Source organism: Streptomyces sp. NPDC101181, assembly GCF_044767975.1.
In the GTDB taxonomy this organism is placed as follows: Bacteria; Actinomycetota; Actinomycetes; order Streptomycetales; family Streptomycetaceae; genus Streptomyces.
Map to the genome: position 1 here is coordinate 188084 of NZ_JBIWOX010000009.1, position 14115 is coordinate 202198.

The following is a 14115-nucleotide window of genomic DNA, read 5'->3' on the forward strand; positions in this document are numbered from 1 at the left end:
GACGGTCGGTCACTCCCTCACCGCCCGGCGCCTCCCCCCACCGGTCCCCGGCAGCGGCCGCGGAGGCCGGGCGCACCGGTCGCGTCCCGGTCGTACCTCAGGCCGCGAGCGGCTTGGCCAGGCTCACCACACCATCGTCCTGGCCGTCGGGCAGCGAGGCGTACCCCTGCCGCTGGTAGAGGGCGATGTTGCGGTGGCTGGCGGCCCCGGTGGACAGCACGACGCGGGCGCAGCCCGCCCCGGCCGCCTCGGCCCGCCCCAGCAGCCAGCGCCCCACGCCCAGGCCCTGCAGGTCGGGGGCGACGGCGAGCCGCCCCACGTGCAGGTCGGTGCCGTCCCGGCGGGTACGCACCATGCCGAGCAGCCGGCCGTCCAGCCACAGCCCGGTCGCGTCCCATTCGGCCAGCCACGCGCCCACGTCGTCCGGGGACTCGTGGAGCGCCGGAATGTCCAGCGTGCCGTTGGCGAGCGCTTCCTCCATCCAGCAGCAGCGCTGCAACACGGTCACCTCGGCCGCGTCGTCCGGACCGAGCTGCCGCGCGTACGAGCCGGGGAGCGGCCCCGCCACGGCTGCCGTGTCCTCGCGCTCCCGCATCGGGGCCAGAGCCCGCGCGACCCGCACCAGTTCCGCCAGGAGACCTTCCGCGGTCTCCGCGTGGCGCGTGCCGGGGTCCACCCGGTCGCCGTGCACCGCGTCCGCGATGCGCAGGGCGACGGTCGACCCCAGGGGCACCAGGCGCAAGGTGGTCACCACCTGCTTGGCGTGCTGGACGGCGCGGGTACCGGCCGAGGTGTGGCCGTAGCTGACGAACCCCACCGGCTTCCAGGCCCACTCCGGGCCCAGGTAGTCCAGGGCGTTCTTGAGGGTGGCGGGCATGCCGTAGTTGTACTCCGGCGTCACGATCACGAATCCGTCCGCGCCGTCGACGATCCGGCTCCAGCGGCGGGTGTGCTCGTGGTGGTGGACGCCGGTCGACGGGTGCTCCTCCTCGTCCAGGAACGGCAGGTCCAGGTCGCCGATGGTCTGGGACACGAGGTCGACGCCGAGCTGCTCGGCGGTCGGCGCGAGCGCGTCGGTCAGCCACTGCCCGATGCCGGGACCGAGTGCGTTGGGGCGGGTGCTGCACACCAGGACAAGAACGCGGAGCTTTTTCGTTGCCATGGAAACGAAATTACCGATAGATTGGTTACATGTCAATAAATGAGGCGGACTCCCCAGCCCACTGGCTCGCACCCGACGAGGAGCGGGCCTGGCGTGCCTACCTGCGCATGGTGACCGCCGTGCAGGACCGCACCGCGCGCGACCTCGCCGCCCAGGGGCTGTCCGAGCCGGACTACGAGGTGCTGAGCACGCTGTCCGAACACCCGGAGGGCACCAGCACGCTCCACGAACAGGCGACCAAGATGACCTGGTCCCGAAGCCGTCTGTCCCGGCACGCCTCTCGTATGGAGGCGCGCGGGCTCATTCGCCGGGCCCCCGATCCCGCCGACGGCCGTGGCTGCCTCCTCGTCCTCACTCCGACGGGCTGGAACACCCTGCGCGAAGCGGCCCCTCTCCACGTCGCGTCCGTACGCCGCCACTTCGTCGACCGCCTCGACCCCGAAGAGCTGGCGACGCTGGACCGGATCGCCCGGAAGCTCGCCGCGGACCGGTAGGCCGCGGACCGGGCGGACCGGTGGTGGTCGGCCGTGGCCGGTGGGACGGTCACCGGCGTGCCGCCGTCGCCACGCGAGATGGTGTGCGCACGTTCGGCTCGCCCGAATCGATCTTTTGCAGGTGCGGGGATACGGTGAATACGGCCTATTTCGGTCATGCGTCAACACCCTTGACGGCTGGTGTTCCGGACACGGAAAGCCACCGTCCCCATGGTGCGATCCGAGGAGGAACGATGACCCATCCCGACCACGAGGCGAGCGGACACGAGGGACCTGCGGACGGCGGAGCGGCCGGTACCCCGGGCGTTCACGACGGGGGAGCTGACGGCGGTGCTGACGGCGGTGCGGAGGGTCCCGCGGACGGTGGGGCGGCCGGTACTCCGGGCGTTCACGACGGGGGAGCGGACGGTGGCGCCGACGGCGGTGCGGAGGGACCTGCGGACGGTGGGGCGGCCGGTACTCCGGGCGTTCACGACGGGGGAGCGGACGGTGGCGCCGACGGCGGTGCGGAAGGTCCTGCGGACGGTGGGGCGGCCGGTACTCCGGGCGTTCACGACGGGGGAGCCGACGGCGGTGCTGACGGAGGAGCCGGCGGATCGGGCAATCGCTCTTGAGCGTCTCCGGTGAAGCGATCCAGGATTCCGGCGTCCTCAGCGGAACCGGAATCCTGGAGTCGCGCCTGACCAGGCTCGGCCGCGAGGCCTTCGCCCGTGACGTGTGGGCGCGTACGGCGGCGCTGACCCGCGGAGCCGACGATTTCTCGGACGTCTTCTCTCCGTCCGCCGTGGACGAGCTGATCTCCCGGCGCGGACTGCGCACGCCCTTCCTGCGAGTCGCCAAGGACGGCGCCACGCTCCCCGAGTCGTCCTTCACCGCCCCTGCCGGAGTGGGAGCCACCGTCTCCGACCAACTCGACGACACCGCGCTGTGGCGTGCCTTCGCCGACGGCGCGACGCTCGTGCTCCAGGCGCTGCACCGTACGTGGGAGCCCGTGGCGGAGCTGGTCTCCGGGCTGAGCGCCGAGCTGGGGCACCCCGTGCAGGCGAACGCCTACGTCACTCCGCCGCAGAACCGCGGGTTCGACGCGCACTACGACGTGCACGACGTCTTCGTCCTCCAGATCCAGGGGACCAAGCGATGGGTGGTCCACGAGCCCGTCCTGCCTGATCCACTGCGCGACCAGCCCTGGACCGATCACCGCGAGGCCGTCGCCGAACGCGCCGAGCACGGCACGCCGCACCTGGACACGATGCTCCGTCCCGGCGACGTCCTCTACCTGCCGCGCGGCTGGCTGCACTCCGCGCGGGCTCAGGGCGAGGTCTCGGTCCATCTGACCCTCGGGGTCCACACCTGGACCCGGTACGCCCTGGCCGAGCAGCTGACCCGGGCCGCCCTCGCGGCGCTGGCGGACGACCCGTCGATGCGCCGCGCACTCCCCCTGAGAACACCCGGCCCGGACTCCGCGAGCGACCTGGAGGGCGCAAGCCGCATCGACGGGCAGAGTCACGTGGACGGGTCGAGCGACGTGCGCGGCGCGAGCGGCCTGGACGGCCCGCGCGCCCTCGACGGTGTGATGGAGGCGGTCCGGGAGCGGCTGCTCGCCGCCGTCGCGGAGGCCGACGCCGCCCCGCGGTTCCAGCGTGCCCAGCGGTCCCAGGGCCGCCCGGCACCGCTGGGGCCGATGGCCCAGCTCACCGCTTTGGACAACCTCGGACCGGCATCGCCCCTACGGCTGCGCGAGGCGCTGGAACCACGGCTGGAGGGGACGCGGCTCATCACGCGCGTGGGCTATCTCGACTTCCCCGCCGCCGACCTCGCCGCCGTCGCCCGGCTGCTCGACGGCCGGGTCCGCACCGCCGCCGACCTCGGGCTGGATCTCGCCGGGCGGCTGCTGCGGGCGGGCGTCCTGGTGCCCGCGGCCCGGTGACTCCAGCGGACCGGTTCCTCTGCGCCGACGCCGCGCGGGCGCGCGACGACGCCTTCGTCGGCACCGCCCCCTACGGCGTGGTGTGGGTTCTCATCGAATACGGGCGCGGCTGGCCCGCCGACGGGTTCGAGGGCCTCGCGCTCGACCCGGACACGAAGGCCCAGGTCCTCGCCGCCGCCAGGGCGAGCCGGGCCCGGATTCTCCTGGTCCGGCGGCACGGACGCCGCCGCCCCGGCAGCGGCGGCCGGTGGGCGGTGCTGCGCCACGACGGCACCGGCACGCCGCGCCAGCAGTGGGGCCGCTGGCACCGCGACCAGGACCTCGCGCAGATCGTGACCGCCCTGGGCTCCTCGGGCGAACCGGGGCTGCCACCGGTCGTCCTCGTCTGCGCCCACGGTGTGCACGACACCTGCTGCGCGGTGCGCGGGCGGCCCGTGGTCGGGGCCCTCAGCACCCGCTGGCCCGACCTGGTGTGGGAGTGCACGCATGTGGGCGGCGACAGATTCGCGGCCAACGTCGTCGTCGTGCCCGACGGCGTCTACTACGGCAACCTGGACGCCCGATCGGCCCTCACCGTCGTCCAGGAGCACCTGGCCGACCGTATCCACGCCGACCACCTGCGGGGTTACACCACCCTCTACCCGCCGCAGCAGACGGCCGTGGCCGCGGTGCTCGGCCGCTTCGGCCCCGCGGGCAGGCACGCCTACGACGTGACCGGAACAGTCCGTCACGAAGGGGGCTGGCGCGTCCGCGTCAGCGGCCGGGCACCGGACCCGAGGGTGTTCGACGTCGAGGTACGGGCCCGGCGCACGCCGCCGCGACGCCTGACCTGCCGGGGACCCGCCGACAGTTCGGCCGTCGTCTACGACGTGACGTCGATCCGCGCGACCTGAGCACCCGGTCCACCCGGCCGCCCCGTTCGTCCGGTCCGGTGCCGCGCGCCCGTACGGTCCGATGCGGCCGGACGGGCCGCGGTCCAGGGCGCTGCCCCCACACCGATGGTGGTGCCAGGCACACCCCGGATCCGGCGGTCCGCCCCAGTGATCTTCGTACCGGTTCCCGAGATCGTTGGGGTGTCGATCCGCAAGGAGAAGGAGCCGCACCATGGACCGGAAGATGTCGTCGAAGCTGCGCGGGGGTCTGCTGACCGTGGCGGCAGGGAGCCTCGTGGGCGTGATGATGACCAACGTCGCGCTGGCGGAGTCGCCGAAGGACACCGCCCCCGCGCCGAAGAAGACCGCCGTCCAGAAGAGCCTGGACTCCCTGGTGACGGAGCAGAAGTTCCCGGCCGCGCTCGCCCAGGTGAACAAGAACGGCCGCTCGGTCTCCCTGGTCGCCGGCTCGTCCCGGCTGGGCAGGCAGGTGCCGGTGCCGCGCGACGGACAGGTCCGGGCCGGAAGCAACACCAAGACCTTCACGGCGGTCGTCGTCCTGCAACTCGTGGCCGAGGGCCGCGTGGCACTCGACGAGCCGGTGGAGACCTATCTGCCCGGCCTGGTGCGGGGCGAGGGCATCGACGGCCGCCGGATCACCGTACGCCAACTGCTCCAGCACACCAGCGGCCTGCCCAACTACACCGAGCACATCGGCCTGGAGGACTTCGAGAAGATCCAGAACACGTTCTTCCACCCGCACGACCTCCTCGACGCCGCCCTGGCCCACCCGGCGGAGTTCGCTCCCGGCACCAAGTGGGGCTACAGCAACACCAACTACCTCCTGGCCGGGCTGCTCATCGAGAAGGTGACCGAGCGCCCGGTCCAGGAGGAGATAACCCGGCGCGTCGTCAAGAAGGCGGGCCTGCGCGACACCTACTGGCCCCAGCCGGGCGACCGCACCATCCGTGAGCCGCACCCGCACGGTTACGCGCTCGCCCGGACGGACGGCGACAAGGTCATCGAGGCGACGCGGATGGACCCGTCGTGGGGCGGCGCGGCCGGACAGATGATCTCGACGCCGAGCGACCTCGCCGCGTTCGCTCGGGCCCTCCTGGACGGCGAATTGCTCCCGGCCCGGGAACTCGCCGAGATGCGCAAGACCGTGGACGCGCCGCTGATGCCCGGGTGGAAGTACGGGCTGGGTGTGTTCAGCATCCCGTTGAGCTGCGGCGGCGTGTACTGGGGGCACGGCGGAGACATCGACGGGTTCGAGACCCGCGGCGGCGCCACCGACGACGGCCGTTCCGTGGGCGTCGCGGTGACAGCGCTCCCGGGCACGTTCGGCGACGCGGAGAAGGCGGCGATGGCGGTCATGGAGAGCACGGACACCGCGTTCTGCTCCTGACCGGCACCCAGGACCTCTGCCCACCGCTCCGTCGTCCGGGCGGGGCAGAGGTCCCCCGCGGCCGTCAGCCCGGAAGGGTCCCGTCGAACGTCAGCTTCTCGACCAGCTTTCCGTCGCGGAAGCAGAACCGGAAGATGGTCGAGGTGTCGTCGACGTCGTCGGAGCCGAAGTTGCGGCACGTCGCCCCTTCGGGGCGCGGCGGGCCCGCGTCGCGGAGGTCCTCGGTGAGGAAGGAGTCCTCGTCCGGCAGCTGATCCTGCACATCCTCCTCCGGGTCCCCCGGGCGTACGCGCTCGTAGACACCCGGCGGGATGGTGGCCTGGTCCACCTCGTCCATGAGCGCGCTCACCCCCCAGATCCCGAGAGCGATCACGCCCACCCCGAGGACGAGAGCGGTTCCGGCGCAGCCCAGGGTCAGTTTTCCCCTGCGGCTCATGAGCGCGGCGAAGTCGCCGCGGGGAGCACCCGGGTCGAGGACGGCTCCGGTCCCGGTCGTCGCCGCCGCCGTCCCAGTCGCCGCCGTCCTCGGCTCTGCGGGGTCGAGGACGGGGGTGCGGGGCGGGGCGGCGTCCGGGGCCTGGGTCTCCGGCCGGGGCTGGGAGTCGCCGGGCGCGGGGCCGTAGGGCAGCATGCCCGCGACGCGGAACCCCCCGTCCGCCGTGGGGCCGGAGTGCAGCATCCCCCCGACGAGCCGGACCCGCTCCGCCATCCCGGTCAGTCCCTGACCGCCGCTGACCGCCGCGGGAGCGGCCGGGTTCCCGCTCTCCGGAGGCCCGTTCGTGACCTCGACGATGAGGGTGTCCGACTCGTACTGGAGGGTCAGGGCGATCGGGGCGCCCGGCGCGTGCTTGTGCGCGTTGGTCAGAGCTTCCTGAGCCACGCGGTAGGCGGCGTGGTCGGCGGCCGGTGCCAACGGCCGTACGGAGCCCGACCGGTGCAGCGTGACCGTGGCGCCCGCGGCCCGGGAGGAGGCGACCAGGTCGTCGACCGACGCCAGGACCCGCGCCTCCCCGGCCTCCCGGAGGATGCCGACCGCCTCGCGCAGCTCCTCCATCGCGGCCACCGAGGCGTCCCGCAGCACACGCAGACCCTCCCGCTGGCGGTCGGTGACATCCGGATCCACCTGGAGCGCGCCCGCGTGCACGGAGATCAGGACGAGCTGGTGGCCGAGGCTGTCGTGCATGTCCTGGGCGATACGGCTCCGCTCCAGCAGGCGCGCCTGCCGGGCCACCAGCGCCTGCTCGCGTACCAGCTGCTGGTTGGTACGCCCCAGCGCCTCCAGCAGCGAACGCCGCTGGGCCCGGTAGCGGGCCGTCAGTCCCGGGACGACGGCCAGGACGATGAACGCCGCCGTGCTGAACGCGCCGGTCACCAGCGGCAGTTCCGCGTCCGCGCGGAACTCCTCGTAGGTGGACAGCCCGATGTAGAGGGCGAGAGCCGTACCGAAGGCGGCCGGCAGACGTCCGGGCCGTGTCACACGCCCCCCGGCCGACCAGCTCGCGCAGACGAGCAGCAACGACGCCATGGGTATGTCTACCGACGCACCGGCGGCGAGGACCAGCACCGTCGCCGGGAAGGCGCGTCTGGTCAGCGAGAGCACGGCCAGGCCCAGGGTGATCAGAACGGTGCGCGCACCGGCCCCGGGCCCCACGGCGTCCAGCAGTCCCTGGCCACCGGCGATGACGACGGCCAGCAGGCTCTCCCCGGCGATCCTGCCGAGGCTCCACCGAGGGGTCCCCGAGAGCCGGTTGCGGAGGGGTCGTGCGATGCGGTCGACCAGCGCTTCGTCCAGTTTCACAGGCTGAAGATAGCCAGCCGCCCCGCGGGACCGCGTCATCCCTGAGCGGGAAGCGCCCGCGACGAAAGTGAACAGAACCGGCCCGGTGCGGCCGTGGAGGGGCGCGTACCGCCACCTTTCGTCGCGCCTGGACGCGACCTTTCGGGGCTGCCTGGCGGGGGGTGCGCTCGAAACGATGGTGCGGCAGGCGGAAGCCGGCCCCGGGCGGGTGGCGGCCGGGCGGCACGCGAGACGCGGACAGAGGGAGACACCCCGTGCGGAGTACGCACCTTCAGGAGACCGACCGGTTCGTCGTGAGCCAGAAGACGACGCTGCTGACCAACGAGTACGTCGTGAGGTCCGCAGACGCGGACGGCACCACCGGCGAGGTCGTCGCGTTCGCCCGGCAGACCCCGCTCGCCCTCGCGGAGGAGGTGACCCTCTACACCGACGAGACCAGGAGGTGGGTCCTGTGCACCTTCGAGGCCGACCAGGCGGCGGACGTGGGCGAGGTCTACACGGTGCGCGACGAGGACGGTCGGCCCATCGGGTCGTTCCACGAGAAGATCCTGACCTCGCTGCTCCGCTCGACCTGGGTCCTGGACCAGCCGGAGCAGGCGCGGCTCACCGGCCGCGAGCGCAACGCGGCGCTGGCGCTGCTGCGCCGGGTCTGGGACTTCCTGCCCGGAACGGACCTCGTGCCGTTCGCCTGGCCCCGTCACTTCGATTTCGCCGCGGGGGAGGAGCGGTGGATGGCGGTCGAGAGGACGTTCGGTCTACGCGACCGCTACCGGGTGAGGATCACGGGCGCGCACCTCGACCGGCGCCTGGCGATAGCCCAGGCGGTCGCACTGGACGCCCTTGCGTGAGCTGGGCGCAACGGCACCTTGGACCGGCCACGACGTCCGCGGCGCGGGACCACTGCGGCTTTGTCCGACCGCGAGCCCGGTGCGGGGCGGGTCAGCCGGCGTCGGGCCGCAGTCCGGCGTCCCGGGCGAGCAGTGCCGCCTGCACCCGGTTGTCGCAGCCGAGCTTGGCCAGGATGCGGCTGACATAGGTCTTCACAGTGGCCTCGCTGGCGTGCAGCCGTCTGCCGGTGTCCGCGTTGGACAGGCCCTCGCCGAGCAGGGCGAGCACGTCCCGTTCCCGTACGGTCAGCTTCGCGATCCGTGAAAGGGCCGCCTCCGCGCGGGCGGTGGCCTCCGGGGCGGAGATGGTGTCGACGACGTGCCGGGTCGCCGTCGGCGAGAGGTAGGCGTTGCCGCCGGCCACCGCGCGGATGGCCCCGATCAGTTCGCCGGGGGCGGAGTCCTTGAGCAGGAACCCGGCGCTGCCGTGCCCGAGCGCCCGCAGGACGTTGTCGCGCTCCCCGAACGTCGTGAGCATCAGCACCCGCACCCCAGGCGCGGACCGGCGCAGTTCGGCGAGAGCGGTCAGCCCGTCCATCAGCGGCATCTGGATGTCCAGCAGCGCGACGTCGACGCCGGTGTCCCGGGCAATCCGCGTCGCCTCCCCGCCGTCGGCGGCCTCCGCGACCACGGAGATGTCGTCGGCCGAGGTGAGGACCGCCCTGATGCCCGCGCGGATGAGCGGTTCGTCGTCGGCGATGAGGACCCGGATCACGCGGTCTCCTGTGCGGTTTCGGTCGGGAGGGTGGACGGCACGGCGTGGTCATCATGCCTTGCTCCGCTCGCACGCGGCGCCGCGCGGTCCCCGGTAGCGCAGCGGGCCCGGAGCGTTCAGCGCCCCGGGCCCGCGGACCTCTTGCCTCCCCGTCCGGCCGGGGGCGTCACCCCGGCCGGGGGGGCGTCAGCAGTACAGGTTGCCGCCCGGGGAGACCCCGAGGATTCCGGTGAACTGCTGGAACTTGGTGACGCGGCTCTGCACCGTCGCCGGGTTGCGGCCGTCGCACTCCAGGGAGCCGTTGATGGAGCGGATGGTGTGGCCGAAGCCATGACCGTTGACGATGGCGTTGTGGCCGGTCATCGAGCCGGGGCCGGTCTGGGTGTTCCAGTACCAGAGCCCGGTCCGCCACGCGACGGCCGCCTCGTTCTGGACGCGCCAGGGGTTGTTGAGCAGGTCGATGCCGAGCGCGTCACCGGCGGCCTTGTAGTTGAAGTTCCAGCTCAGCTGGATCGGGCCGCGCCCGTAGTAGGCGGCCTGCCCGGCCGGGCAGCCGTAGGGCTGGTTCCAGTCGCAGTAGTGCGGGTAGTTGGCCTGGTTCTGCTCGACGATGTGGACGAGCCCGCCGGTCTCGTGGCTGACGTTGGCGAGGAAGGCGGCGGCCTCCCGCTTGCGCACCTCGTCACTGCCGGTCTTCGCGAAGCCGGGGTAGGAGCTGAGCGCCTGGACCAGTCCGCTGTAGGTGTAGAAGGAGTTCCGGCCCGGGAACATCTGGTTGAACTGGGCCTCGCTCACCACGAAGCCGGACGGACTGGGCGGGTTGGTGCCACCGCAGGTGTACGGGTCCCAGTACCAGGTACTGATCGTCGGGCTGTAGCCCGGGTTGCCGTGCTCGGCGATGTAGTAGGCGCCGTTGTAGCGGACGATCTGGCCGGCGTTGTACCAGACGCCCTGCTGCCAGTTGGGGGCGCTGGTACACGCGTCGGCGGCCGCGGCTGTCGCGGACGGGGCCTGGGTGACGGCGAGGCCGGTCGCCACCAGGAACACCGTCAGCAACCCCATGAGTCTCGATCTCAGCTTCTGCACTCGGACACTCCTCTGAGTACAACAGCCCGGTCGTACAGTCGAGTTGACTGGCGACGGGGCTAGGTGGGGGACGTGGCCACATTGAAGCGCCACCCCCGTGCCCCGTCAAGGTCTAGACCAATGTGACCGGTGAGTAGGAACGCGTGAGATGCCCGAGGCCGGATCGGCGTCAGGCACGCGCTTACGGCTGGGTCTCGCGGCGGGGCTCGTTCCGGTGGTCGAAGTAGGCACACGCGAAGATCCCGAGCAGCCCCGCAACCCCCATCGCGACGACGTGGACCACCGTGTGCAGGTCACGGGTGAGGAAACCCACGCACCCCACGACCAGCGCGCCGCCCATCATGACCATCCGGCTGACGAAGTGGTGTTCCGGTGCGCCGGACAGCCCTTCCCGCTCCGAGAAGAGCCCGTTCACCGCGGCCCTGGCCGGGCGTGCGGCGCCCCGGCGCTTCTTCGACCGGTACTCCAGTCCGTAGCCCACCAGCAGATAGAGCGCGAAGATCAGCGCGGCCCACCCCCAGCTGGACGGGTCGTTGTTGTCGCGCCACAGCGAGATGTCCTGTCCTGCGTTCATCTTTGCCCCCCTGGTTGTGGTACGAGCCGTATGCCCCGTGCGCAGCGGCCCATGGGAAGGGATTCGCCGTTCCCCGGAGGCCGGAGGCCGGAGGCCGCTGGTCGCACTGCCGCGCGGCCGCCCTCCGGGGGAGGACGGCCGTCCACCGAGGGACCTAGAGCTGCTGCCGCAGGTGGTCGCGCAGTGTGCGGGCGGCCTCGGCTATGAGGGCGTCGGCGCCCGGCTGTACGCCCGCGGGAACCAGCGACTCGGTGAGCACGGCGATCGCGAAGGACCGGCCGTCGGCGTGCTCCACGACGCCGATCTCGTGCCTCAGGTTCAGCAGCGTCCCGGTCTTGGAGGACCATCTGCTCGCGTCGGAACTGAAGTCCGGGGCGAGCCGGTGGCGCAGCACGTTGTGCGCCATGAGGTCGCGCAGTCGCCCGGCCACCTCCTGCTGGATGCCGGCCGGTCTCCACACGGCCTGGAGGAGGTCGACGAAAGCGCGGGCGCTGCCGGTGTTGGCGAGGGACCCGTCCAGCTGAGGCACGCGGTGACCGCGCCCGTCGGTTCCCGCACCGATGGCCAGAGCGTGGGCCAGGTGCGCCTGGCGGGTGTCGAAGCGCTCCACAGGCGTGTCGAACAGCTCCTCCGTCCTGTGCCGCACCGTGATGCCGTGGACACCGGCCCGCTGGAGCATGTCGGCGACCCGGTCCGGGGGAGTGAGGTCGAACAGCGCGTCGGCGGCCGTCCCGTCGCTCAGACAGGTGCTCAGGTAGATCAGGTCGTCGATCGCGATACGGGAGGGGTGACGGAAGCGGCTCAGGCCGGTCGGGCCCGGCGTGGTCACGCGGCCGGGCGCCACCTCCAGCTGCGTCGCCCCGTCGAGCTCACCGGACCGGACGCGTTCCAGCGTGGCGAGTGCGAGAGGCACCTTGACCAGGGACGCCGACGGCAGGGGAGTGTCCGGTTCGATGCCCAGCTCCTCCCCGGAGTCCAGGTCCCGCACCAGCAGGCACCCGCGCAGGCCGCCGTCGCGGAGCCGGGTACGCACATCGCGCAGCAGCGCCTCGGTGTTCATCCGGTCGTCCCTCCCTCGCCGTCCGCTTCGTCGCCCGTCTCGTCGTCCGCGCCCAGGCAGCGGGCGATGGCACCGCCCAGCCGTGTCTCCATGGGCAGCGCGTCGCCGTCCGCCGCGACCCGTAGCGCGAAGCCCCGACGGAGCGTCATCTCACCCATCGGCCGCCAGTGCAGCGCCAGTTCCCCGGCCTGAGCCCGGGAGCACAGCAGCAGGTCCCCCGAGCAGAGCACCTCGGCCGCGGCCGCCGCCAGGTCGGACGCGACGGCCACCTGCGTCGGCCGCAGCCCGACCGCGTCCCGCAGCCGCGTCAACGGGTCGCGGATGTGCGGCACATCGTCCTCCGGCTGGATCCAGACACGGCGCGCCGGACCCGGCGACGTCCGCCCGAGCCGCAGCGTCTCGACGTATACGCGGCGTACCCCACCGTCCCGCGCCGTGGCGAGTCCGAGCGGCACGGACCAGGACGCCTCGTCCGCCGCCACGGCGACGAGAGAGGCACGCACCTGCTGCGCCTGAAGGAGCTCCTGCCGCCGCGCCGGGTCCGCGGCCCGGAGGTCGAGCCTGATGTCGTGGCCGCGGGCCGCCGCGACCAGGCGGGCACGCGCTGAGGCGGCACAGATCTCGGGAACCGCGAGCCGCCACGGTCTGCGCTTGACGGCCTCGGCCTCGTCCAGCAGCGTGTCGGCGGCCCGGACCAGCCGCCGGGCCGAAGGCAGCACGTCGCGCCCGAAGGGGGTGAGCACCGCCCTCCGCGATGTGCGCTCGAACAACTGCTCGCCGAGGCGTTCCTCCAGCGCGGCGACCCGGCGGCTGGCCACCGACTGGGACATCCCCGCAGCCGCCGCCCCGTCGGTGAAGCTTCCGCACGCACTGACGCTGGTGAACGCCCGACACGCTCCGACCAGATCCACGAAGGCATCCTATGCCGTTTCGGCATGGAAACCCCTACGGGGGTATTGGACCGCATACCCGCAGGCAGGCGAAGGTGGATCCGGCACTCACGACCACGTACCCGGGACGGGGCCGGCCGGCCCCGTCCCCTACGCGCTCCCTCGCGGAGCGTCTGGAGGTTTCGCCCGTGCACCGCATCCGTGTCCGGCGCCGCGTCGCCGCCGCGCTCGCCGCCCTCTCGTTCGTACCGCTGGTCGCCTGCGGTACGAACGACAAGGCCGCCGCGCCTTCCCCGTCCGGCCGATCCGTCGCGGAGACGACGACCACCGCGGAGAAGACGTCCGCCCTGGCCGCGAAGCCCTACACCAAGGAGTTCAAGGAGCTGGAGCGCGCGTTCGACGCCCGGCTGGGCGTGTACGCGATCGACACCGGCACCGGGCGCGAGGTGACCCACAACGACCGGGGCCGGTTCGCCTACAACTCGACGTTCAAGGCCCTCCAGGCCGCCGTCGTGCTGAGCACCTACTCCGTGGACGGGCTCGACCGACGGGTCAGGTACTCGGAGAAGGATCTCGTCGCCAACTCACCGGTGACCGAGCGGCACGTCGCCACCGGAATGACGCTCGGCGAACTCTGCGACGCGTCCGTGCGCTACAGCGACAACACCGCCGCCAACCTCCTCTTCGACCACGTCGGCGGACCCAAGGGCCTCCAGGCGTCTCTGAGGAAGCTCGGCGACCACGCCACGCGGATGGACCGGGAGGAGCCGGAACTGAGCCGCTGGGTGGCGGGGGAGAAGAGGGACACCTCCACCCCCCGCGCCATGGCGCAGGACCTGCGGGCCTTCGTCCTGGGAGACGCCCTGCGGGGCCCCGAGCAGGCGCTGCTGACGAAGTGGCTGCGTACCAACACCACCGGCGACAAGGTGATCAAGGCAGGCGTGCCGAGCGACTGGATCGTCGGCGACAAGACCGGGACGGGCAGCTACTACGGGGCCCGTAACGACATCGCCGTGGTCTGGCCCCCGGACTCCGCGCCCATCGTGATCGCCGTCCTGTCGCACCGTGGCACGAAGGACGCCGCGCCGGAGGACAAGCTGGTCGCCGAAGCGGCCTCCGTCGTCGTCGACTCGCTGTCCTAACCCGGCGGCCGGGAAGGCCCACCGGATGAGCTCTTCAGCGTCGGACACGTCGTGCGACGTACCGGCATAGGACCGCCCCGGTCCGTCGGCACGTCGGCGG

Annotated in this window: 14 protein-coding genes; 7 read left to right on the plus strand and 7 right to left on the minus strand. The window is 72.5% G+C overall.

From position 1 onward, the window contains the following. Positions 1-97: 97 nt before the first annotated feature. On the minus strand, positions 98-1162 hold the full coding sequence (locus ACIRRU_RS15985) for a GNAT family N-acetyltransferase (RefSeq protein ID WP_403680542.1): 1065 nt from the start codon (positions 1160-1162) through the stop codon (positions 98-100). Between the two features lie 29 nt (positions 1163-1191). Between ACIRRU_RS15985 and ACIRRU_RS15990 the strand changes: the two genes are divergently transcribed. The 5 genes from ACIRRU_RS15990 to ACIRRU_RS16010 all read left to right on the plus strand — a co-directional run bounded on the left by ACIRRU_RS15990 (position 1192) and on the right by ACIRRU_RS16010 (position 5863). Next, entirely contained in the window at positions 1192-1656 is a 465-nt protein-coding gene (locus ACIRRU_RS15990) for a MarR family winged helix-turn-helix transcriptional regulator (protein WP_403680545.1), read from the plus strand. A gap of 233 nt (positions 1657-1889) precedes the next feature. Beyond that, the gene (locus tag ACIRRU_RS15995; RefSeq protein WP_403680547.1) at positions 1890-2270 is read left to right on the plus strand and encodes a BatC protein; all 381 of its coding nucleotides are present in this window, start codon (positions 1890-1892) and stop codon (positions 2268-2270) included. After that, positions 2267-3583 carry a cupin domain-containing protein gene (locus ACIRRU_RS16000; protein ID WP_403680550.1) on the plus strand — a complete coding sequence of 439 codons (1317 nt, stop codon included), beginning with the start codon at positions 2267-2269 and terminating at the stop codon, positions 3581-3583. The genes ACIRRU_RS15995 and ACIRRU_RS16000 overlap by 4 nt, the downstream gene beginning before the upstream one ends. Further along, complete coding sequence (locus ACIRRU_RS16005) at positions 3580-4476, plus strand: sucrase ferredoxin (RefSeq protein ID WP_403680553.1); 897 nt, start codon at positions 3580-3582, stop codon at positions 4474-4476. The genes ACIRRU_RS16000 and ACIRRU_RS16005 overlap by 4 nt, the downstream gene beginning before the upstream one ends. 211 nt (positions 4477-4687) lie before the next feature. Further along, entirely contained in the window at positions 4688-5863 is a 1176-nt protein-coding gene (locus ACIRRU_RS16010) for a serine hydrolase domain-containing protein (protein ID WP_403680556.1), read from the plus strand. Between the two features lie 64 nt (positions 5864-5927). On the opposite strand, the gene ACIRRU_RS16015 is transcribed toward ACIRRU_RS16010, so the two are convergent. Then, complete coding sequence (locus ACIRRU_RS16015; protein ID WP_403680558.1) at positions 5928-7661, minus strand: sensor histidine kinase; 1734 nt, start codon at positions 7659-7661, stop codon at positions 5928-5930. A gap of 254 nt (positions 7662-7915) precedes the next feature. On the opposite strand from ACIRRU_RS16015, the gene ACIRRU_RS16020 reads away from it, so the two are divergent. Next, complete coding sequence (locus ACIRRU_RS16020; protein WP_403680561.1) at positions 7916-8509, plus strand: hypothetical protein; 594 nt, start codon at positions 7916-7918, stop codon at positions 8507-8509. 91 nt (positions 8510-8600) lie between these two features. Here ACIRRU_RS16020 and ACIRRU_RS16025 read toward each other — a convergent pair whose 3' ends face one another. The 5 genes from ACIRRU_RS16025 to ACIRRU_RS16045 all read right to left on the minus strand — a co-directional run bounded on the left by ACIRRU_RS16025 (position 8601) and on the right by ACIRRU_RS16045 (position 12894). Further along, positions 8601-9263, minus strand: a complete 663-nt coding sequence (locus ACIRRU_RS16025; protein WP_403680564.1) for a response regulator — start codon at positions 9261-9263, stop codon at positions 8601-8603. Positions 9264-9449: 186 nt separating this feature from the next. Then, on the minus strand, positions 9450-10325 hold the full coding sequence (locus ACIRRU_RS16030; RefSeq protein WP_403680754.1) for a glycoside hydrolase family 19 protein: 876 nt from the start codon (positions 10323-10325) through the stop codon (positions 9450-9452). 205 nt (positions 10326-10530) lie between these two features. Further along, positions 10531-10923, minus strand: a complete 393-nt coding sequence (locus ACIRRU_RS16035) for a hypothetical protein (RefSeq protein ID WP_403680566.1) — start codon at positions 10921-10923, stop codon at positions 10531-10533. A 154-nt stretch (positions 10924-11077) separates the two neighbouring features. Further along, positions 11078-11983, minus strand: coding sequence for a serine hydrolase (locus tag ACIRRU_RS16040; RefSeq protein WP_403680568.1), 906 nt, complete (start codon positions 11981-11983; stop codon positions 11078-11080). Beyond that, the gene (locus tag ACIRRU_RS16045; protein WP_403680570.1) at positions 11980-12894 is read right to left on the minus strand and encodes a LysR family transcriptional regulator; all 915 of its coding nucleotides are present in this window, start codon (positions 12892-12894) and stop codon (positions 11980-11982) included. The genes ACIRRU_RS16040 and ACIRRU_RS16045 overlap by 4 nt, the downstream gene beginning before the upstream one ends. A 167-nt stretch (positions 12895-13061) precedes the next feature. Between ACIRRU_RS16045 and bla the strand changes: the two genes are divergently transcribed. Further along, positions 13062-14015: a class A beta-lactamase gene (gene bla, locus ACIRRU_RS16050; protein WP_403680572.1), complete on the plus strand. Its 954-nt coding sequence runs from the start codon at positions 13062-13064 to the stop codon at positions 14013-14015. The last annotated feature ends 100 nt before the right edge of the window (positions 14016-14115 follow it).

Bases quoted from the DNA above. Each gene is read 5' to 3' on its own strand.
- ACIRRU_RS15985 (WP_403680542.1), bottom strand. From the start codon at position 1,162: ATGGCAACGAAAAAGCTCCGCGTTCTTGTCCTGGTGTGCAGCACCCGC.
- ACIRRU_RS15990 (WP_403680545.1), top strand. From the start codon at position 1,192: ATGTCAATAAATGAGGCGGACTCCCCAGCCCACTGGCTCGCACCCGAC.
- ACIRRU_RS15995 (WP_403680547.1), top strand. From the start codon at position 1,890: ATGACCCATCCCGACCACGAGGCGAGCGGACACGAGGGACCTGCGGAC.
- ACIRRU_RS16010 (WP_403680556.1), top strand. From the start codon at position 4,688: ATGGACCGGAAGATGTCGTCGAAGCTGCGCGGGGGTCTGCTGACCGTG.
- ACIRRU_RS16030 (WP_403680754.1), bottom strand. From the start codon at position 10,325: ATGGGGTTGCTGACGGTGTTCCTGGTGGCGACCGGCCTCGCCGTCACC.
- ACIRRU_RS16035 (WP_403680566.1), bottom strand. From the start codon at position 10,923: ATGAACGCAGGACAGGACATCTCGCTGTGGCGCGACAACAACGACCCG.
- ACIRRU_RS16040 (WP_403680568.1), bottom strand. From the start codon at position 11,983: ATGAACACCGAGGCGCTGCTGCGCGATGTGCGTACCCGGCTCCGCGAC.